Raw genomic sequence first — 20328 nt, forward strand, 5'->3', positions numbered from 1 at the left:
GCGCCGGCCGGGTCGGCCGGCGCGACGACGGCGAGCGGCGGCCCGGGAGCGGCCGGGTGTGGCTTCTCTGTTGCCGCCGTGTTGCGGGGCATGACGCGCCGTTGCGGGTTGATGGCCGGGCGGGCGACATGCTTCCGGGGGTGTGCCGTGCGGCTTACGGTCCGTATTCAGCCGTCACCGCCCCGTGCGAGGAACCACATGAGCCAGTCCCTGGACTCCGTCACCGCAGGCCGCACCCCCGAGGACCAGGACCGTCAGGAGCCTGGCGCCGCCTGGTCGTTCGAGACCAAACAGATCCACTCCGGCGCAGCCCCGGACCCGACGACCGGTGCCCGCGCGGTGCCGATCTACCAGTCGACGTCCTTCGTCTTCCGCGACACGCAGCACGCGGCCGACGTGTTCTCGCTGGCCGAGCCGGGCAACATCTACACCCGCATCCACAACCCCACCCAGGACGTCCTGGAGCAGCGCATCGCCGCGCTGGAGGGCGGTGTCGCCGCCGTCGCGCTGGCTTCGGGGCAGGCCGCCGAGACACTGGCGATCCTGACGCTGGCCGGAGCCGGGGGCCACATCGTCTCCTCTCCGTCGCTGTACGGCGGCACCTACAACCTCTTCCGTCACACGCTGCCCCGGTTCGGCGTCGAGGTGACGTTCGTCGATGACCCGGAGGACCTGGCGGCGTGGCGGGCCGCGGTCCGGCCCAACACGAAGGCGTTCTTCGCCGAGACGCTCGGCAATCCGCGCGGCGACGTGCTGGACGTGCGGGGCGTCGCGGACACCGCGCACGCGGCCGGGGTGCCGCTCATCGTCGACAACACCGTGCCCACTCCCTTCCTGCTGCGGCCGATCGAGCACGGCGCGGACATCGTGGTCCACTCGGCGACCAAGTTCCTCGGCGGGCACGGCACGACAATCGGCGGCGTGGTCGTGGACGCCGGCACGTTCGACTTCGGGGCCCACGCCGAACGCTTCCCCGAATTCCACGATCCCGATCCGAGCTACCGCGGGCTGCGCTACTGGCCCGACCTCGGCCCGAGCGCGTTCGCGGTGAAGCTCCGGGTGCAACTGCTGCGCGACCTGGGCCCCGCCCTCTCGCCGCACTCGGCGTTCCTGCTGCTCCAGGGCGTCGAGACGCTCAGCCTGAGGCTCGAGCGGCACACCTCCAACGCGCTGGAGCTGGCCCGCTGGCTGGAGCGGCGCGACGAGGTGGCGACCGTGCACTACGCGGGCCTGGAGTCGAACCGCTGGTACGAGGCCGGGCAGCGCTACCTTCCGCGCGGGGCCGGGGCGGTGCTGGCGTTCGAGCTGAAGGGCGGGGCAGAGGCGGGGCGGCAATTCGTGGACGCCGTCGAGCTGTTCAGCCACCTCGCCAATATCGGTGACGTACGGAGCCTGATCATCCACCCGGCCTCCACCACGCACAGTCAGCTCACCGAGGAGCAACTGCTGGCCACCGGCGCCACGCCCGGTCTGGTGCGGCTGTCGGTGGGGCTGGAGAACGTGGACGACCTCAAGGCCGACCTGGAGGCGGGTTTCCGCGCGGCGAAGGCGGCGTCCTGAACCGGCGGGACCCGCACCGCGCACGCCCCCTCCCACCGGCCTCCGGCGGCCGACGGGAGGGGGATCCGCCCGGTCGTCGCCGCTGGGCGGCGATCGAGGACCCGCTGCCCCTGGAGTCCGGCGTCCGGCTGCCGGGGGTGCGCCTGGCGTACGAGACCTGGGGGCAGCGGGCGGCGGACGGATCCAACGCCGTGCTGGTGCTGCACGCGCTGACGGGCGACAGCCATGTGGCCGGGCCGGCCGGCCCGGGGCATCCGACGTCCGGCTGGTGGGACTCGCTGGTCGGTCCCGGCCGCGCGGTCGACACCGACCGCTGGTTCGTCGTCGCGCCCAACGTCCTGGGCGGCTGCCAGGGCAGCACCGGCCCGTCCTCCCCCGGGCCCGACGGCACACCGTGGGGGCCGCTGTTCCCGTATCTGAGCGTTCGGGACCAGGTGGCGGCCGAGGCGGCACTCGCCGACGCGCTGGGCATCGACCGGTGGGCGGCCGTCGTCGGCGGGTCGATGGGCGGCATGCGGGCCCTGGAGTGGGCGGTGAGCAGGCCCGCGCGCACCGGTTCGCTGCTCGTGCTCGCCGCCCCGGCGGCCGCGTCCGCCGAGCAGATCGCCTGGGGCTCGGTACAGATCGGCGCGATCCGCTCCGACCCGGGGTGGCGGGGCGGCGACTACCACCGGGCGCCCCCGGGCGGCGGCCCGCACCTGGGGCTCGGGCAGGCGCGCCGCATCGCCCACATCACGTACCGCGGCGAACCCGAGCTGAACTCCCGCTTCGGCGGGGAGGCGCAGCCCGGCGAGCGGCCCGGGCACGGGGGCCGCTACCGGGTGGAGTCCTACCTCGACCACCACGCGGACAAGCTGGTGCGCCGGTTCGACGCGGGCAGCTATGTGGCACTCACCGAGGCGATGAACGGCCACGACGTCGGCCGGGGCCGGGGCGGGATCGCCCGGGCGCTGCGCCGGGCGGACATGCCCGCCCTGGTCGCGGGGGTCGACTCGGACCGGCTGTATCCCCTGGCGCAGCAGGAGCGCCTGGCCGCACTGCTGCCGGGGGCGGACGTACCGCGCACCATCACCTCGCCCTGCGGGCACGACGGTTTCCTCGTCGAGACGGAGCAGGTGGGCCTGCTCGTACGGGAGTTACTCGCGAGCCTGCCGCAACCGCATCCGCGCCCAGCTCCCGCGCCTTCCCTCTCCACCTCCACCTCCCCTCACCTTCCCACCTGAACTGCGAGGAGCTTCCATGAGCCCGGTTCCGAGCGAGAACGTCTACGACCGGATACGGATGCGGCAGTGGACCGGCGGCCGGGCACGCTCCGCCGGGATCGACCGCCGCGATCTGCTGAAGCTGGTCGCGGCGGCCTCGGCCGCCGTGCCGCTGGCCTCGGCCGCCGCACCCGCGCGGGCGGCCGACGGACTGCCCGGGGTGGTCAAGCCGCTGCCTCCGGAGCTGTTCACGCTGCGCGGCACCAACGCGGAGACGAAGTTCGCCGCCCTGCGGGATACCGGGCTGCTCACACCGGCCGACCGGTTCTTCGTCCGCAATCACACCGCCACCCCGCGCATCGACCGGAACGACTGGAAGCTGACGGTCTGGGGAGACGGGCTCAGTGGCGGCCCGGTCGACTTCACCTTCGCGGATCTGCTGGCCCTCCCCCCGGCGACGCGCACCGCGTTCGTGGAGTGCGCGGGCAACGGCCGCAGCTTCTTCACCTCGCAGCAGGGCCGGGCGGTCAGCGGCACCGCGTGGACGCTCGGGGCGATCGGGACGGCACGCTGGCGCGGAGTGCGGCTGGCGGACGTACTGCGCCGGGCGGGAATCGGGCGGCACGCGGTGGACGTCCTGCCGCGTGGGCTGGACGCTGAGGTCGTCACCGACGGGGTGAACCTGGGGCGGGTGCGCCGTCCGCTGCCGGTGGCCAAGGCCCTGGACGACGTGCTGCTCGCGTACGGGATGAACGGCGAGCCGCTGCCGCCCGACCACGGCTTTCCGGTCCGGCTGATCGTGCCGTCGTGGGTGGGCATCGCCAACATCAAGTGGGTCGGGGACATCGAGGTGAGCTCCGGGCCACTGCTCACCCCGTGGAACACGGGCCTCTACCGGCTGTTCGGTCCCGGGCATCCGCCCGAGGGGAGCGCGCCGTTGACCCGGCAGACGCTGAAGAGCGCCTTCGAGCTGGCCCCGGGCGCTTCGTTCCGCGCCCATCGGCGCACGCTGCTGACCGGGCGTTCCTGGTCGGGCGGGGCGCCCGTGCGGGCCGTGGAGGTCAGCACCGACGGCGGGACGCACTGGCGGGCGGCCCGGCTGCGGGACGAGCCGCGGGCCGGGAGCTGGGTGCGCTGGACGGCCGACTGGGTGCCGAGCGAGCGGGGGCCGGTCGTGCTGCTGGCTCGGGCGACGGACCGCTCGGGGCGTACGCAGCCGGTGGCCACCGCGCACAACACGCAGGGCTACCTGTTCGACGCGGTGGTGCGGCATCCGGTGACCGTGGACTGAGCCGGCCCGGGCCCGTCACGGTGCTGTGCGGGCCCCCGCCAGGACGGCGGTATGCACGGCGCGGGCGATCCTCGCGCCCCAGGTGGACCGGGGTCCGGCGAAGGGTTCGCCGCCGTCGGGTCCCGGTTCGGGAGCGGCGACGCACACGGCGTCCGTGGGGGTGCCCGAGCAGTCGAGTCCGGCGTCCAGGAGTGCCTGCACCTTGGCCTCGGTGGCGGTGGCGACGGCGTTGACCAGGGCGGCGTCGGAGAGCGCGACGGGCAGCGTGACGACGATGTTGACCGTGCCCGGCCGGAACGGGGCCGCCGGAACCTCCGCGGGACCCTGCGGGAACGGCACCGCCGAGGCCTCCGCCTCCGGCAGACGCGGCGCCCGGGTGGCGGTGTCGGGGGCCGCCGCCCAGCCCCGTACGCCGAGGCCGGCGGTGACGGTCGCGGTGACTCCACCGTCCTGGCCGCTCGTGTACGCGGCGACGTCGGCGGCGGTCATCAGCCCCACGCCCGGCCCGGTGAGACCCTCCGCGGCGGCGATCTCGGCGAGGTGCCGGTCCGGGTCGAGGCGCGGGTAGCCACCGGGGACCTGGGCGTTGAGGATCCATGCCCGGGCGCCGATGCCGCCGCCGAGAATCGCGCTGCTGCAGACCCGGACGCCGGGTCCCAGCCGCCAGAGGAGGTGGTGGAGGCGGTGCCCGCCCTCGTGCCGGTCGCGCAGTTCGCCGCGGAGCGCGGGCGGCCTGAGGCGTACGGAAGAGATGGCGCACCCCTGGTGGCTCGGCGGGTCGGCGGCGGTCCGTCCTTCGGCCACCACGGTCCGCCGATCATATGCGGGACCCGGGGTCTCACCCGATTGGCCTAACGGGTTCGGGGGCGGCCCGGTGCCGCCGCACGGGCCCGGGGCCCCGCACCGGGCTTCCGGGAGCCCGGATCCGGGCAAGCGGGCGGTTGCAGCGTCCATGCGGGTGAGGCGCGATGGAATCCGGACGCGCCACCTCTGGTGGAGCCACCCACAGGGCGTGCCCGAGAGGAGGAATCGGTTATGGGAGCCGCTGACGGTTTCACGGATTCCGGAGAACTCGACGGTCTGACCGTGTACGACAACGACGGCGAGAAGGTCGGCAGTGTGGGCCGGGTGTACGTCGACGACGACACCGGCAAGCCCGACTGGGTCACGGTCAAGACCGGTCTGTTCGGCATGAAGGAGAGCTTCGTCCCGCTCGCCGGAGCCCGTCGGGTGGGCTCCGACCTGCACGTCGCGCATCCGAAGGACAGCGTCAAGGACGCACCGCGCGTGGACGCCGACGCGCACCTCTCCGTGGCCGAGGAGGAGGAGCTGTACCGGCACTACGGCCTGACCAGGAAGTCGGGCCGGTCGGCGGGCATGGACGCGCCGACCGTGGCCGGGACCGGTGCGATGGGTGCGGCGGGCGCCGCCGGTGCGGCGGGCGCGGCCCGTGGGACCGGAACGGCCCCCGGCGCCAAGGCGACCGGGAAGGCGACCACGGCGGGCACGAGCGCCGGGACGGCCGGCGCGGGAACGACGGGAGCGGGCATGGCAGGAGCAGGCAGCGGTACGGGCAGGCACCGCGACACGGACGCCTCCAGCACGGCGCGCCCGATGGCGGGCGCCGGCGCGGGCACGTCCCGGTCGGCCGACATGAGCGGCCGCGAGGAGATGATCCGCTCCGAGGAGCAGCTGCACGTCGGCAAGGAGGAGTACGAGAGCGGCAGGGCACGGTTGCACAAGTACGTGGTGACCGAGGAGGTCACCCGGACCGTGCCGGTGTCCCACGAAGAGGTCCGCGTGGTCCGCGAACCGCTGCAGCCCGGTGAGAAGACCACCGGGACCACGGACTTCGGCGAGCAGGACGTCGAGGTGACGCTGCACGCGGAGCGCGCCACCGTGCGCAAGGAGGCCGTGCCGGTGGAGCGGGTCCGGCTGGAGACCAACCGGGTCACCGAGCAGAAGGAGGTCTCCGCCGAGGTCCGCAAGGAGAAGATCGACTACGCGGACGGCACGGAGATGGGCAAGGGCAAGGACGCCGGTGGCGAGTTCGGCCAGGGGCGACGCCGCTGACCGGCACTTCCTCAGGTGGCCACACGGCCGCTCCCACGTCCTCGGCCGCCGGGCGGACTCGTTCCACGGGTCCGCCCGGCGGGCTGTCCCGGCGCCGTCCGCGCCCGGCGGCGCGGCGGGAACCGTACCGAGGCGCGCCCGCCGGGCCCGTCCGGGGCGACGACCGCCCTGGCCTCGGTGTGCCAGGGCTGTCCGGCGTGGTCGTCGAGCCGGCCGCAAGCCGGCACGCGTCTTCGGGCAGGTCGGAGGCGGCGCGGCGGGCGGCTGTGCGCGGGGCCGGTGCGGCGCGGGATCGACCCGCCGCACCGGCCCGGTGAAGTCCGCCCGGGAGTCGATCAGCCCTGGGGTCGATCAGCCCTTGGCTTACGGAGCCCGGGTTGCGGGGGCCTGGTTACGGAGCCTGGAGGGCGATCACCGCGTTCTGGCCGCCGAAGCCGAAGGAGTGGCTGACGGCCCGCCGTACGGGCACCTCGCGCGGGGCCTTGGTGACGCAGTCGATGTCGAACCCGGGCTCGGGGGCGTCCAGGTTCGCGATCGGGGGGATCACTCCGTGCTGCAGCGTGAGGATCGTCAGGCCCGCTTCGATGGCGCCGGCCGCCCCCATGCAGTGGCCCAGCACGCCCTTGGGGGCGGTGACGGGCGGCCGGTGCGGGTAGGACCGGCCGATGAGGGCGGCCTCAGTGGCGTCGTTGAGGGGGGTCGACGTCCCGTGCGCGTTGACGTGGTCGACGTCCTCGGCACGCCAGCCCGCGTCGCGCAGCGCGGCGTCGACCGCCGCCCCCGCGACCTCCCCGGACGGGTGGGGGCTGGTGGGGTGATGGGCGTCGGTGGTGGCGCCCGCGCCCGCGATCAGCGCCCGGGGAACGGCTCCTCTCGCACGGGCGTCCGCCGCCCGCTCCAGGACCATGACGGCCGCGCCCTCGCCCATGACGATGCCGGCCCGGTCCGCAGCGAAGGGCCGGCAGAGGCGGGCGGGGTCGCCGTCCCGCAGCGCTGCCGCGCCGGAGCGGGCGAAGCCGGTCATGGCGACCGGGAACACGATCGACTCGGTGGCCCCGGCGATGGCGATGTCGCACTGGCCCAGCGTCAGCATGTCCCGGGCCACCGACAGCGCGGTCACCCCGGACGAACAGGCCGTGCACGGGGCCAGGCTGGGGCCGGTGGCCCTCATCCGGATGGCGATCTCGGCCGCGGGCATGCTCGGGATGGTCAGCAGGATGCCCGAGGGCGAGGTGGCCCCGGGGCCCCGCCGCTCCAGGGCGACGGCCTGCTCGGTGAGTCCGGCGGATCCTCCGCTGCTCGTGCCGACGACGACGGCGACCCGGGCGCCGTCCCAGCGCTCGGGGTCGAGTCCGGCGTCGGCGACCGCCTCCCGGGCGGCCAGGAGGGCGAACTTGACGTACCGGCCCATCCGGAAAGCGGTCCGGCCGCCGACCGCGTCGTCGAGGTCGATGCCGGTGACCGTACAGGCGAAGTCGACTGCGCAGCCGAGCAGTTCGGGGACGGTGCGGGCGGGCGACGCGCCCGCACAGACTCCGTCCCAGGTGGTGTCGGTGGTGTGGCCGACCGGGGTGATCATCCCCAGCCCGGTGACGGCGATGGCGGGTCGCTTCATCGGGTGTTGCTCACCGGCACCGTGGCCTCGGCCGCCGCGCTGCCGACGGCCGCGTCGATGTACGCGGAGATGTCGGCCAGCGTGGCGTCCTTGTACAGCTTCTCCGAGTCCGCGTCGACGCCCAGGGTCTCCTTGATGACGACGGCGAACTCGGCGACCGCGAGGGAGTCCATCTCCAGGCTGTCCATCGTGGACTCCGGCAGGATCTCGGCGGCGGGCACCTTGAACGTCGCGGTCAGCACCTCGGTGATCTTGGGGTGGATGGTCTTCATGGTGGTTCCTCTCATCGGCGTCTCATCGGCTTGGCTTCGTCCCGCGCGGCGGGTGCGTGGACGCGACGGCCCGCCGCCCGATGTAACTGGATGACGATCTTCCGGTTACGCCTTCGGGCGAACCGATTCGTCTACGCTCACCTGCGGCTTCTCGAACCATCGGGAGAGCATGGAGGTGGTTCCCCAGTACGCCAGCAGGACCCCGCGCGTACCGAGTGCCGCCACCTTCTCGCGCAGCGGGCGCCGCCTGCTGCCACAGACGGGCCGCCGGAACTCCGCCGCGCGGCCCCGGATTCCCGCCCTGCGGCCCCGGTGCCAGGGGCCCTCGGGGTCGTCGTACACGTCCGCGTAGCCGGGTCCGGCGATCGGCCAGTCCGACATCAGGCGCTCGGGGAGCGCGAAGGACTCCACCAGGGCGGGCGTGTGTTCGGCCACGACGGCGACCGCGTCCTCCACCGCGTCGGGCAGAAAGGTGACCTGATCGGCCGTCAGCCGTCCGGACGCGAGCAGGGCGCCGCTGTTGCGGGCGATCCACCGGAGCGCGAAGAGCCTGCGCAGCTCGGACAGCCGTTCGCGCGCCGGGCCCTCGGGCAGGGAGGCGACGGCCTCGGCGTACGCTTCGTCCGCCTGCCGGTAGGCGTGCGCCTCGACGCCGCGCAGCGCGGCCGACGAGGCGGCGTTCCAGCGGCCGAGCGGGTCGCCGGGCGGGGCGGCGGCCATCCGCTCGCGGGCGCGGGCGAACCAGAGGTCCTCCACCGCCGCGAACAGCCTGCCGAGGAAGGCGGGGTCGTCCGTGTCACCGGGGCCGTCCGGGGCCGGTTCCGGGCCGGTGGCGCTGAACAGCATCTCGGCGGCGGCCTTGGCGTGCACGGCGAGGTTGTCGCCCTCGGCGGTGATCACACCCTCGATGCCGGTGAGCAGCTCGGTCATGCCGTTGTTCTCCAGGAGCCCCTGGGCGCCGCACCGTTCGCGGCACTCGACGATGACGGCGCGTGCCTGCCAGGTGATCCACCCCTTGGCGACGGCCACCAGGCGCTCCGCCTCGTCCCGGTCGGTCTCCGGCGCCGACTCCCAGCGGTCCAGGGCCCTGCGGTGGAGCAGGCTCATCGCGTAGACGGTCGCCATCGCTCCGGCCAGCGGCCCGTGATGGGTGCGGTGCGCGTACACCGGGATCCGCCGCGCGGCGCGCGATCCGGAGATCATCCGGTGGCCGGCGTACCGGACGGCGATGGCCAGGGTCACCCGGGCGGAGCCGACCGCACAGGCGCTCATGGAGAGCTTGCCGGGGGTGACCCGGCCGATGGAGACGAGGAACCGCCTTCTGCGGTTCGGGACTTCGCTGCGGAAGTGCCCGTCGTCGTCGATCCGTCCCTGCTGTCCGGCGAGCAGCGCGTCGCGCGCCACGAAACGGCGGTCGAAAGAGGTCAGGCAGTGGTCGACCGGGGAACCCATCCGGGCGGGCAGCCGCCGCACCCGGACACCGGGCAGGGGGCGATGGGCGTCGGTGAGCGGGACGAGGAAGAGGAAGACCCCGTGGTCGGCGCCGTCGACGAGCAGCCGGGCCGCGACCACACCGGACTTGGGGCCTCCGGCGGGGCTGGTGTTGGGCATGAACTTCTGCGCCCCGGCGTGCGGGGTGTGCAACACGAAGCCGTCGCGTTCCCGGTCGTACGTCGCGGTCGTCTCGATGGCCGCCGCGTCGTTGCCGTGCACCACCTCCGTACAGAGGAAGGTGCCCACGCGCCGCAGGGCGAGGAAGTCCGACAAGTCGCGTAGTGTGCCCGCGTCGTGGTCGAGGAGGCTGCCGAGAAAGAGGTTGTAGTGGACGCCCGCCACGGTGGTCAGCGCCGGGTCGACGGGGCCGAGCCACTCGTGCAGGGCGGCCAGCGCCCGGGGGTCGGCGGCCAGTCTCGCGCCGCTGTCGAGCGCGTTGTTGAGGATCCGCAGCCGGTGGTAGGAGAGAGCGAGTCGTTCGTCGGGGGTGCCACCACCAGGACGGCGAAACGGCTCCGTTGTGAGCAGTCGGCGCCAGAACCCGTGCTCCTGACGGAAGTTCGGTCCGAAGAGCACCGTGGTGAGCAGGTCGTTCGTGGACGGCGGGGCCGCGTCGTTCATGATAACGGTCACAACAAAGTAACGATCAAGGAACGGCGAGGACACCCTCGCCGTCCCTAAATGCCCCTGTGGATCACGCGCGTTGGAAGGCGAGGGCGACGTTGTGGCCGCCGAAGCCGAAGGAGTGACTCAGGGCCGTCTCGACCCGCTGCTGACGGGGCTCCTTCGTCACGCAGTCGAGCGGGAAGGCGTCGGGGAGCGCGTCGAGGTTGGCGATCGGCGGGATGGTGGCACGTTCCAGCGTCAGGACGGTGGCCACCGCCTCGATCGCGCCCGCCGCCGCCAGGGTGTGCCCGACGACCCCCTTGGGCGCGGTCACCGGCGGGCGGTGCGGGAAGAGCCGGGAGATGAGGGTGGTCTCCATGGCGTCGTTGAGGGGTGTGGAGGTGCCGTGGGCGTTGATGTGGTCGACGTCGCACGGGGCCCAGCCCGCCTGGTCCAGCGCCGCCTGGACCGCCCGCTGGGCGCCGTACCCGTCGGGGGCCGGGGCGGTGGGGTGGTGAGCGTCCGTGCTGGACCCGGCCCCGGTGAGCAGGGCACGCGGGCGGCCGCCCCGGGCGCGGGCTCCCGTCTCGCGCTCCAGGACGAGCATGGCGGCGCCCTCGCCGATGACGAAGCCGTCCCGGTCGGCGGCGAACGGGCGGGACGCGCCGGCCGGGTCGTCGGTGCGGGTGGAGAGCGCGCCCATCCGGGCGAAGGCGGTGACCACCAGCGGGGTCAGCACCGACTCCGCGCCGCCCGCCACCACCACGTCGCAGCTGCCGCCGAGCAGCAGGTCGCGGGCGACGGCGACGGCGGTGGCCCCGGAGGCGCAGGCGGTGACGGGGGCGAGGCTGGGGCCGCCCGCCTTCAGCGCGATGGCGACCTCGCCCGCCGCCGCGTTGGGGATCATCATCGGTACGAGCAGCGGGGAGACCGCCTCGGGGCCCGAAGCCGCCAGCTTGGCCGCGTTGTCCACCAGGACGGAGACGCCGCCGACGCCGACGCCGAGGACCACCCCGACCCGGCTGCCGTCCCACCGTGCCGGGTCGAGGCCGGCGTCGGCGACGGCCTGCCGGGCGGCCACCAGTGCCAGCTTCACGAACCGGGCCATCCGCCACACCGACCGGCCACCCACCGCCGCGTCCAGGTCGATGCCGTCGACCGGGCAGGCGAAGTCGACCGGCAGACCGGCCAGTTCCTCGCACCGCCGGGCGGTGGAGTGCCCGGAGCACAGCCTCTCCCAGAAGCTGTGCTCGTCCGCCCCTGCGGGTGTCACCAGGCCGACCCCCGTCACCGCGATGGCGGTGCCGGCTCCGGCCTCGGTGCCCTGATCAGCGGGGAGCGACATGCTGTGTTCCTTCCGTAGAATCCGTGGAAATGGTCCCCGGGGTCCCCGGCCAGCGAAGTGCCGCCGAACCCCAGGTCAGTCCGCCCCCGAAGGCGGTGAGCAGCACCCGGTCGCCGGAGCGGAGGCGGCCTCGGCCCGCCGCGTCGGCCAGGGCCAGCGGGATGGAGGCGGCGCCGGTGTTGCCGACCCGCTCCACATGGGTGACGCAGCGCTGCGGCGCGATGCCGACCCGCTCTGCGACGGCGTGCAGGATCCGGGCGTTGGCCTGGTGCGGCACGAAGCGGTCGACCTCGGCCGGGTCCCAGCCGACCCGGTCCAGGAGCGTCCGGCAGGAGCCGGTCATCCGCTCGACGGCGTGCTGGTAGACGGTGCCGCCCTGCATGCGGAAGAACCCGTCGTCCGGGGCCGGCGGCTTTCCGCTCGCCCGTGCGCGGGCCCCGCCGCCGGGGACGGTGATCAGGTCGTAGGCCGTGCCGTCGCTGCCCAGGTCGAACGCCAGCAGTTCCCCGGGATCGCCCCAGCGCCCCGCCGCCACCAGGGCGGCGCCCGCCCCGTCGCCGAAGACGACGCCCGCCGAGCGGTCGGCCGGGTCCAGCCAGGTCGAGTAGACGTCGGCGCCGACCAGCAGGATCCGGTCGTAGAGGCCCGAGGCGACCAGCCCGTGGCAGACGGCGAGTCCGTAGACGAAGCCGCTGCACACGGCGGCGATGTCCAGGGCCGGTACGGTGCCGAGCCCGAGCCGGGCCGCCAGCGCGGGGGCGGTGCCCGGACAGAGGTGGTCGGGGGTGGCGGTGGCGAGGATCACCGCGTCCACCTCCCCCGCCGCCGGGCCGCGGGCCAGCAGCCGGGAGGCCGCCTCGTAGGCGAGGTCCCCGGTGGCGACGCCCGGTCCGGCGCGGTGCCGGCTGCCGATGCCGGTACGGCGGCGGACCCAGGCGTCGTCGACCTCCCAGTCCGCGGGGAGCCGGTCGTTGCCGACCGGCTCCCCCGGCACCCATCCCGCCACGCTCTCCAGCACCGCCGTGCGCGCCCCGGCGCCTAAGACGCCCGCCTGCTTCCCCGGCTCCGTACCGCTGTCGGCCACCCGTCGCCTCGCCACCCGTCGCCCCGATCCCGTTGTCGTACTGCATCCGGTTGACGAACGGCGGAACGTCTCACGAGGATGCGTTCGACTGCGCCGAACGGGTCATGACGTGGCGTCAGTTGTTGACGAGCGCCTCGCGGAGCTCGTTCGCGCCGGGCGGGCTGGCCCCGGCCCGGGAGACGGTCAGCGCGGCGGAGGCGACCGCGTGGCGCAGGACGTCGGTGACGGTGCCCCGGTCCATGGCGTGCAGCCGGTCGCGGGCGCCGGGGCCGAGGAGGCCGTGCGCGGCGAGGGCGTGGAGCGTCCCCGACATGAACGCGTCGCCCGCGCCGACGGTGTCGACGACGTCGACCGGCAGCGCTTCGGCCACGGCAGACCCGCCGGCGAACAGGGCGAACGCGCCGGCCCCGCCCCGAGTGACGAGGACGAGTGCGGGGCCGGCGGCCAGCCACCGCTCGGCCACCTGCTCCGCGTGCTGGTCCGGGTACAGCCACCGCAGGTCCTCGTCGCTGGCCTTCACCACGTCGCTCAGCGCCACGCAGCGCTCGACGCGAGCCAGGGCCCGGGCGCGCTCGCCCATCAACTCGGGGCGCACGTTGGGGTCGTAGCTGACGGTGGCGCCGGCCCGCAGGGACTCCACGGCGGCCAGGACCGTCGCGGCCCCGGGCTCGACGACGGCCGCGATCGAGCCCGTGTGGACATGGAGCGGCACCCGGTCGAGCACGACCGGGCCCAGGGTCCAGCCCACCTCGAAGGCGTACGTGGCGTGCCCCTGGTCGTCGAGGGTGACGGCCGCCGACGGGGTGGGGCCGGTGGCGTCGTCGGTGCGGACCTCGACCCCGGCGGCGGTCAGGTGGTCCCGGATGAGCCGCCCATGGGCGTCCGGTCCCAGCTGGGTGAGGAGGGTGGTGTCGTGGCCGAGGCGAGCCAGGCCGTACGCGACGTTCGCGGGGCTGCCGCCCGGGTGGACCCGATCGGGCTCCTCCGGCAGCCGGACGATGTCGGCGACGCATTCGCCGATGACCAGCGGATCACATCGGTCAGGCATGGGGGCGGGTCTCCTGGGTTGCCGTGTCGGGGAGTTGTCCGGCGGTGCCGCCGCCCGCCGTGGCGGTGACCGGCGCCGACGGGGGCGTGTTCTCCGGGGGAAGGGCGTCATGGCCACGCTGATCCGGCGGGAGGAGCGGCTTCGCGGGGGCGGCCCGGCGGAGCCAGAGGAGAGCTGCGGCCAGCACGGCCGTGGCGGCCAGCAGCCAGGGCAGCCTGCCCGGCGGCAGGGTGCCGGCGGCCAGCCCGGCGCCGGCGGCGACCAGTTGCAGGGAAAGGGACTGAACGGAGAGGGCGGTGGCCCGGCCCGAGGCGTCGACCCGGCGGTGCAGCAGGTCGTTCTCATTGGGGCCCGCGGCTCCGAGGCCCAGGTACACCAGCCCGTAGCCGGTGACGGCGGCCGTAGTGGCGAGGGCGCTCATCGAGTGCGCGGTGAGGCCGAGCAGGCTCAGCCCCAGCGTCACCAGCCCGAGGCTCACGAGCACCGCACGCTCACTGCCGTCGGCGAACCGGGCTACGAGCGGGGCGAGTTGACTGCCCAGGGCGGAGCAGAGGAATCCGGCGCAGGCGAGCCCCGCGAAAACCAGGGCCCCGGACTCCGCCGTTCCCATGAGCGCGGCGGCCCGGCCGGGGGTGAGCAGTTCGACGGCCGCGAGCGCGGCGCCCGCGGCGCTCGCGGTCAGCAGGATGCGCCGGATCAGGGCGTCCCGGGCGCCGAGCCGGAGCCCGGCGGCGATGGCGGCGGGCACCCCGCCCACGACCCCTCGCACCCCCGCCCGGGGCCGCGGCGGTTCGGTCAGGGCGCTCAGCACGTAGAGCACGAAGACGACCTCGACCAGCGCGCCGAGCAGGGCGGGCACGGAGAGCAGGATCACGAGCCCGCCGGTCGCGTCGGCCAGCCACTCCGCCAGGCCGGGGACGAGGCCGAGCAGCCAGGGCAGCCCGCCACCGAGCAGGGTGCCGAGCGCGAGGGCGGCCGAGGTTGCGGAGCTGCCGCGCGCCAGGCCCGTACGCAGATCGGCGTCGGGCCCCGCGTGGGCGTGGACGGTGTCGACGTACCAGGCCTCGGCGGGCCCGCTGGACAGGGCGCGGGCCAGGCCCATCAGCCCCATGCCGAGAGCGATGGCCCAGCCCGCCGCACCCAGGCCGATGAGGGTGAAGGCGGTCAGGTTGAGCAGCCCGGCGATGGCCAGGACGGGGCGTCGCCCGATGACGTCGGAGAGGCCGCCGGTGGGCAGTTCCATCGCGGCGGCCGTGAGGGAGTGCACGGCGTAGAAGCCGGCGATGGCGGCGAGTCCCATGCCCCGTTCGGTGAAGAGGAGCACTCCTGTCGCGATGGACATGCCGATGGGGAGCCAGAAGAGGAAGGAGGCCGTGACGAACCGGCGGCGCGCGGTCGCCTCGTCCGGGCCCTGCCCCGGCACGGGGACGGCGACCACCGGCGCGCCGGTCATGAGGCGTCTCCGGCAGCGGGGGCATCCGGAGCTCCGGCGTCCGGGGCCTCGGGTCCGGCGGGGGCGTCCGCGTATTCCTGCCCGCCCACCGGCTCCGGCGCCAGCGGCAACCCTGCGGCGAAGAGGACGACCTGCTCGGCGCGGGGGTTCCCGGCGTCGCGGGCGGTCAGTTCGTCGGCCTTCTCCCGGACCACCTCCCACAGCTCGGCGAGGGACTCCGGGGTCAGCCGGGATATCCGGTCGTCGAAAGTCGACGGCTCCTGCCATTCCCTTCCCAGCCGGCCGCTCTCCAGGTCCGCCTCGTGGCGGTCCAGGGACCGCTGGAGGTGCTCGACCTGCCGACGGCGCAGGACGCTGAGGATCGTGCTGCCACCGGGGCTGCGGTGCATCGCCTCGTTGCTCACCGAGGTGATGTCGTGCACGGACTTCCAGCGCCGCTCCCGGCTGTCGCGGTGTTCGGCCTCGGTGACGAACGCGTATTTGGCGAGCACCCTCAGGTGGTAGCTGGTAGAGGCCGAGGACTCCCCCGTCCTGGCCGCGAGCTCGCTGGCGGTGGCCGGGCCGTGCTGCCGCAGCAGTCCGAGCAGGGTGAGGCGCAGGGGGTGGGTGAGCGCCTTCAGGGCGGCCCCGTCCTGCGCCGGATCGAGTACGCGACGACCGTCTTCGCTGTCCATGACCTCAGCGTAGGACGACAGAAGCGCTTTCCCGAACTATTTTTGCAGAATATTTTTTGGAAATCTGGCGAGGTCCCGGAGCGACGCCCGACAGGACCCGGGGGCGCAGTCCCCGGGTCCTGTCGACAGGTGAGGTACAGGCCGACCCGTGCGCCCGTCCAGGCACTGGGCGAGGCCGTACTGACCCTTCTGGTCGCCGACGGCCTCGTCCCCGCCCCGTAACCACGCCCCGTAGCCGCACCCCGCATCCGCCGGCCGGTGACAGCGCTCCGGCTCAGCTCGCCCGCGCCGCCTCCAGGGCGTCCGCGACCAGGCCCAGGAACCGGGCGTGGTCACGGGGCCCGTAGAGGGGCTCGGGGTTCCACGGGACGACGGGCGTCGGCGCACCCCCGCTCCCCCGCAACACCTCCAACGGGGCCGCGTGGGCGCGGATGTCGGTCAGGATCACCTCGGGGCGCAGCGCGAAGGTGTCGGAGCGGTCGAGCGTGGACCAGTTGGCCCCCGGGCCCTCGGCCGGCTCCACGACCTGGACGCCCAGTTCGGTGAGCACGCGCAGCTCGGGCCACATCCCGGGGCGCGCGACATGCGCCTGGTCCGGGCCGGCCGGGGAGAGGGCGAGCACGCGCGGCGCTTCGGCGGACGTGACGGCGGCCACGGAGCGCAGCCGCTCCCGGGCGGCGTCCAGGTCCCGGTCGGCGTCCGGCCTGGCCGTGGCGCCGAGCGAGCGGGCCAGTTCGGCGAACCGCCCGCCGATCTCACCGAACGTACGGGCCTGGCTGACGTCGAGGACGACCACCGGAACCCTCTCCTCCAGGGGCTTGGCCGCCTCGGGGGTCAGGCCGTAGACGTGGCCGCCGCCGTAGCTGACGGCCACCACGAGGTCCGGTCCGGTGCTCAGCAGCCGTTCGACGTCCAGGGCCGCCCCCGCCCCGACGTACGCGACCTCGCCCAGCGGCAGGGTCCCGGTCTTCGCCGTGTCGGGCTCAGGCCCGTCGTGGTCGGAGCCGAATATCCCCACCGGGCGGATTCCGAGATCCCACAGGGTGGCGCCGGCCTGGACGTAGGCCAGCACCCGCCCGGGCGGCCGGGGTGCCGTCGACTGCTGACCTCGGTCGTCGGAGAACCGCCATTCGCTCTGCTCCGTCACGTCACACACGCCCCTCTGCCGCCGACTGCCGTTCCATTCGTACGAGTTCGTACACGTGTACCTGCCCACCTCCTCGCTGCCACACCCCTCCGGCCAGGGAACAAACGGTCGTCAACCGGTTTCGGGCACGGCGGGCGACCGTCATCACGGAATGTTAGAAATAAGAGACCCTCAGTCATCGGGCGGCGCCCCCCGGCCGGCCCCCTTCCGGACGGAGTCAACTCCCCATGCGCGCGACCCTTTTGAAGGCAGCCATGGCCGTCGGCGTCGGCGTATCGCTCTGTGCGGCCTCGGCGGACGCCCCGGCCGCGACCGTGGCCGCGACAGGTCCGGCGGCGGGAGCGGCGAGGGCGGCGGCGTGTCCCGTGGTCGACGTGCTGGCCGTCTTCACACCCAAGGCGGCGAAACGGGCCGGCGGCGAGCACCGGGTCCCCTCAGCGGCCCAGGAGATCGCGACGCGGATGAACCGGTCCCTGGCGGCGGGCGGGCTCTGCGGCGCCATCCGGGTCGTCCGCCCGTACACAGCCAACGGTTACGAGGGCTCGGAGGAGTTCCACGCCGCGCACGCCACCCTCAAGGACCACTCGGTGGGTCTCGGACGCCAGGTGCACGAGCAGCGGGCGCGGTACGGCGCCGATCTGGTCACGCTCGTCGTGGACCGGGAGGAGCGGGGTGGCGGCACCGCGGACTACACGCCCGCGCTCGACGGCTCCACGGACGAGTACGCCTACGCGGTCGTCGAGGTCGACGGCATCCGCCTGGATTCGGCGAGCCACGAGATCGGCCACAATCTGGGCCTGGCCCACGACCGCAGGACACTGGCGGGCAACACGGACGGTTCGATGAGCGTGAGCCGCAACCGTCCGTACAACACCGGCTGGATCACCGAGGACGGCAATCACTACACGATCATGGCGTACCGCTCCGCGTGCGGGGACCACTGCCGGCGGATCAGCCGGTTCTCCAGCGCGACGGAGACATGGAAGGGCCACCGACTGGGTGACGCGGTCAACGACGGCGTACGGGTGCTGCGCGAGACGATGCCGATCGTCGCCGGATACCGCGACAAGCGCTGACCCGGCGGCCTCTCGCGGCGTCACGGCGCACCCGGGCACGGCCGAGTACGTAACGCCTCACGGGGAGGCGGCCTCGGCCGTTGGGGACGCGCCCGTCGCGGGGGCGCGCGCCGTCGAGTGCCAGGTCCACGATCCGGCGCGCGAGCCCCCTGTCCAGCGGCGCCCCGGTCAGCAGGACCCGGGCGAACAACGGCCCCGCCAGGGTCTCCGCCACCAGCCGGGTGTCGGTGTCCGGGGCCAGTTCGCCACGCTCGACACCACGCCGCACGATGTCCTCGCCCCGCTCCAGCCGGGCGTCCCAGTACGGCAGACGTCCCGCCTCGACGGATCCCGCGTCCGGGGCGGCGCCGGGGTGGAGCAGGGCGGCCTACGTTTCAAAGCAAGGCGGCTTGCGACAGGCCGCCGATCCGAACCGTAAGGACCCGTCATGGAACGCATGCGCGCAGCGCGTCTGCACCTGCCCAGCCGCACCCTCGCCCTGGAGGAGGTGGACAGGCCCGTGCCCGGTCCCGGCGAAGTGCTGCTGAAGGTCGAGGCGGCGGGGGTCTGCCTCTCCGACGTGCACCTCGTCGACGGCACGCTGAGCCCGCTTTACCTGGAGGGGGACACCGTCACCCTGGGCCACGAGGTGGCCGGGACGGTGGCGGAGCCGGGTCCGGACGTCACCGGATGGGCGCCCGGCACCAGGGTGGTGCTCCAGGCGGGCGAGCAGCGCCGGGGCCGGACGCACACGCGCGGCGTCGACTACGACGGCGGCTGGGCCGAGTACGCCCTCGCCACCGCGTCGACCCTCGTCGCCCTGCCCGACGCCCTCCCCTTCGAGCAGGCCGCGATCATCCCGGACGCGGTCTCGACGCCCTGGGCGGCGGTGACCGCAACCGGCGACGTCCGGGCGGCGGAGGCCGTGGGCGTCTGGGGCGCGGGCGGGCTCGGCGCGCACGCCGTGCAGTTGCTGCGGGCGGTGGGCGCGCACCCGGTCGTCGCGGTGGACCCCGCTCCGGCGGCCCGGCGGAGGGCCCTGGAGTTCGGGGCCGACCTGGCGCTGGACCCCGCCGATCCGCTGTTCCGCGAGAAGGTTCTCGGGGCGACGGGCGGCATGGGCCTGGAGGCGGCGTTCGACTTCGCCGGGGTCCCCGCGGCCCGCGAACAGGCGCTGACCACGCTGGCCCCGAAGGGGCGGCTGGTGCTGGTGGGGCTGACCGACCAGCCTCTGACCGTCGCCCGCCCCACCCTGTTCAGCTACCTCCAGCACCGCATCCTGGGCCACTACGGCTCGGAGGGACACCATGTGACGCAGCTCGTCCGGCTCACCGAGGGCGGCCGGCTGGACTTCTCCCGGTCGATCACCGACGTCGTGCCCCTGGAGGACGCGGTGGCAGCCGTGCGACGGATGGAGACCAAGGAGGGCGACCCGGTCAGGATCGTTCTGCGGCCGTGACGGGCTCCCCGGCGTGGGCGCCGGCCTCCCGCTCCGGCTCGGGCCGCAGCAGCTCCACGTTGAACTGGGCGCCGGCCAGCAGCGAGAGGTTGGCGAACCAGACCCAGATGAGGAAGACGACGAGCCCGGCGAGCGATCCGTACAGCCTGCTGTAGCTGCCGACCTGGGTCGCGTAGAGAGCGAACAGCGCCGACGCGGTGAGCCAGCAGAAGGCGGCGAGGATCCCGCCGGGCAGGCCCCGGCGGACACCGCGCGCGGAGCGGGGCCCGGTGCTGAAGAGGACCATGATCAGACAGGCCACGAGAAAGACCAGCAGCGGCCACTTCAGCGCCGCCCACAGGGTCTCCCCCTCGTGCGGCAGGCCGATGAGGCGGCCCAGCCAGCGGGCCACCGGGCCGGTCATGACGATGGCGAAGGCGCTGGTCATCAGCAGGAGGAGCAGGCCGAACGCGGAGACGAGGATGATGTGCGCCTGACGCAGGGGCGGGCGCGTGTCCCGGACGCCGTGCATGGCGTGCATCGCCCGGCGGAAGACCGCGAGGTAGCTGCACGCGGACCACACGGCGCTCACGGACCCGGTGGCGACGAGCAGCCAGACGGCGGAGCGCTGTTCGGTCGCCGCCTCCAAGGGCCTGCGCAGCGCCTCGCCCGACTCGGCCGGGGCGAACGCGGTGATGTCGGCGATCAGGGCGCCGGTCGCGTCGGGGTTGGCCAGCCCGATCACGGAGACGGTGACCAGGAGCGCCGGGAGCAGGGCGAGGATGGCGTAGTACGTCAGGGCGGCGGCCCAGTCGGTGACGTCGTCGTTCCACAGCGAGACCGGTGTACGCCGCAGGGCGGCGCCCCAGCGGCGGGGCAGGGCGGCGGGGGCGGTGTTTTCCGCGGCGGAAGCGGTCTGGGTGGACAAGCTGGTACTCCGGGGACGTGGGCGGACGCGGTGGGCGACGCGA

Annotated in this window: 17 protein-coding genes and 1 pseudogene; 6 read left to right on the plus strand and 12 right to left on the minus strand. The window is 74.3% G+C overall.

Translation table 11 applies throughout. The features are described 5' to 3' along the window. Positions 1 to 198 precede the first annotated feature (198 nt). Genes AB0F29_RS28530 through AB0F29_RS28540 form a run of 3 tightly spaced genes read left to right on the plus strand, consistent with a single transcriptional unit; the run spans position 199 to position 4053 of the window. Positions 199 to 1560 carry a bifunctional o-acetylhomoserine/o-acetylserine sulfhydrylase gene (locus tag AB0F29_RS28530; RefSeq protein ID WP_361877664.1) on the plus strand — a complete coding sequence of 454 codons (1362 nt, stop codon included), beginning with the start codon at positions 199 to 201 and terminating at the stop codon, positions 1558 to 1560. Continuing rightward, positions 1557 to 2783, plus strand: coding sequence for a homoserine O-acetyltransferase (locus AB0F29_RS28535; RefSeq protein WP_361878014.1), 1227 nt, complete (start codon positions 1557 to 1559; stop codon positions 2781 to 2783). The genes AB0F29_RS28530 and AB0F29_RS28535 overlap by 4 nt, the downstream gene beginning before the upstream one ends. A gap of 16 nt (positions 2784 to 2799) precedes the next feature. Beyond that, positions 2800 to 4053 carry a sulfite oxidase gene (locus AB0F29_RS28540; RefSeq protein WP_361877667.1) on the plus strand — a complete coding sequence of 418 codons (1254 nt, stop codon included), beginning with the start codon at positions 2800 to 2802 and terminating at the stop codon, positions 4051 to 4053. Between the two features lie 15 nt (positions 4054 to 4068). Here the strand turns inward: AB0F29_RS28540 and AB0F29_RS28545 are convergent, their stop codons facing one another. Next, positions 4069 to 4806: an adenosylcobinamide amidohydrolase gene (locus AB0F29_RS28545; protein ID WP_361878017.1), complete on the minus strand. Its 738-nt coding sequence runs from the start codon at positions 4804 to 4806 to the stop codon at positions 4069 to 4071. 282 nt (positions 4807 to 5088) lie between these two features. Between AB0F29_RS28545 and AB0F29_RS28550 the strand changes: the two genes are divergently transcribed. Beyond that, the gene (locus AB0F29_RS28550; RefSeq protein ID WP_361877670.1) at positions 5089 to 6126 is read left to right on the plus strand and encodes a PRC and DUF2382 domain-containing protein; all 1038 of its coding nucleotides are present in this window, start codon (positions 5089 to 5091) and stop codon (positions 6124 to 6126) included. Positions 6127 to 6517: 391 nt separating this feature from the next. On the opposite strand, the gene AB0F29_RS28555 is transcribed toward AB0F29_RS28550, so the two are convergent. The 9 genes from AB0F29_RS28555 to AB0F29_RS28595 form a co-directional block, all read right to left on the minus strand. After that, entirely contained in the window at positions 6518 to 7741 is a 1224-nt protein-coding gene (locus AB0F29_RS28555) for a beta-ketoacyl-[acyl-carrier-protein] synthase family protein (RefSeq protein WP_361877673.1), read from the minus strand. Beyond that, positions 7738 to 8013 carry an acyl carrier protein gene (locus AB0F29_RS28560; protein ID WP_018956640.1) on the minus strand — a complete coding sequence of 92 codons (276 nt, stop codon included), beginning with the start codon at positions 8011 to 8013 and terminating at the stop codon, positions 7738 to 7740. The genes AB0F29_RS28555 and AB0F29_RS28560 overlap by 4 nt, the downstream gene beginning before the upstream one ends. A 105-nt stretch (positions 8014 to 8118) precedes the next feature. Then, a complete protein-coding gene (locus AB0F29_RS28565) occupies positions 8119 to 10128 on the minus strand; it encodes an acyl-CoA dehydrogenase (RefSeq protein WP_361877677.1) in 2010 nt (669 codons plus the stop codon). Positions 10129 to 10201: 73 nt separating this feature from the next. Further along, complete coding sequence (locus AB0F29_RS28570) at positions 10202 to 11458, minus strand: beta-ketoacyl-[acyl-carrier-protein] synthase family protein (RefSeq protein WP_361877680.1); 1257 nt, start codon at positions 11456 to 11458, stop codon at positions 10202 to 10204. Beyond that, positions 11442 to 12476 (minus strand): beta-ketoacyl-ACP synthase 3, encoded by a 1035-nt coding sequence (locus tag AB0F29_RS28575; RefSeq protein WP_361878020.1) that lies wholly within the window; start codon positions 12474 to 12476, stop codon positions 11442 to 11444. The genes AB0F29_RS28570 and AB0F29_RS28575 overlap by 17 nt, the downstream gene beginning before the upstream one ends. 181 nt (positions 12477 to 12657) lie before the next feature. Continuing rightward, positions 12658 to 13590 carry a carbohydrate kinase gene (locus AB0F29_RS28580; protein WP_361877683.1) on the minus strand — a complete coding sequence of 311 codons (933 nt, stop codon included), beginning with the start codon at positions 13588 to 13590 and terminating at the stop codon, positions 12658 to 12660. Next, positions 13583 to 15043: an MFS transporter gene (locus tag AB0F29_RS28585; RefSeq protein ID WP_361877686.1), complete on the minus strand. Its 1461-nt coding sequence runs from the start codon at positions 15041 to 15043 to the stop codon at positions 13583 to 13585. The genes AB0F29_RS28580 and AB0F29_RS28585 overlap by 8 nt, the downstream gene beginning before the upstream one ends. Then, positions 15040 to 15717, minus strand: a complete 678-nt coding sequence (locus AB0F29_RS28590; RefSeq protein WP_361877689.1) for a helix-turn-helix domain-containing protein — start codon at positions 15715 to 15717, stop codon at positions 15040 to 15042. The genes AB0F29_RS28585 and AB0F29_RS28590 overlap by 4 nt, the downstream gene beginning before the upstream one ends. Before the next feature lie 274 nt (positions 15718 to 15991). Further along, complete coding sequence (locus AB0F29_RS28595) at positions 15992 to 16864, minus strand: ABC transporter substrate-binding protein (RefSeq protein ID WP_361877692.1); 873 nt, start codon at positions 16862 to 16864, stop codon at positions 15992 to 15994. Between the two features lie 227 nt (positions 16865 to 17091). Here AB0F29_RS28595 and AB0F29_RS28600 point away from each other — a divergent pair, with 227 nt between their 5' ends. After that, positions 17092 to 17940, plus strand: a complete 849-nt coding sequence (locus AB0F29_RS28600) for a M12 family metallo-peptidase (RefSeq protein ID WP_361877695.1) — start codon at positions 17092 to 17094, stop codon at positions 17938 to 17940. Between the two features lie 76 nt (positions 17941 to 18016). On the opposite strand, the pseudogene AB0F29_RS28605 reads toward AB0F29_RS28600, so the two are convergent. Beyond that, positions 18017 to 18307, minus strand: a pseudogene (locus AB0F29_RS28605) (TetR-like C-terminal domain-containing protein); the annotation flags it as partial. 60 nt (positions 18308 to 18367) lie between these two features. On the opposite strand from AB0F29_RS28605, the gene AB0F29_RS28610 reads away from it, so the two are divergent. Beyond that, positions 18368 to 19378, plus strand: coding sequence for a zinc-binding dehydrogenase (locus AB0F29_RS28610; RefSeq protein WP_361877698.1), 1011 nt, complete (start codon positions 18368 to 18370; stop codon positions 19376 to 19378). Here the strand turns inward: AB0F29_RS28610 and AB0F29_RS28615 are convergent. Continuing rightward, a complete protein-coding gene (locus tag AB0F29_RS28615) occupies positions 19356 to 20285 on the minus strand; it encodes a YihY/virulence factor BrkB family protein (RefSeq protein ID WP_361877701.1) in 930 nt (309 codons plus the stop codon). The two genes, AB0F29_RS28610 and AB0F29_RS28615, sit on opposite strands and share 23 nt — an antisense overlap. Between the last annotated feature and the right edge of the window lie 43 nt (positions 20286 to 20328).

Origin of the sequence: Streptomyces sp. NPDC026589 (genome assembly GCF_040638385.1) — a bacterium.
Classification (GTDB): domain Bacteria; phylum Actinomycetota; class Actinomycetes; order Streptomycetales; family Streptomycetaceae; genus Streptomyces.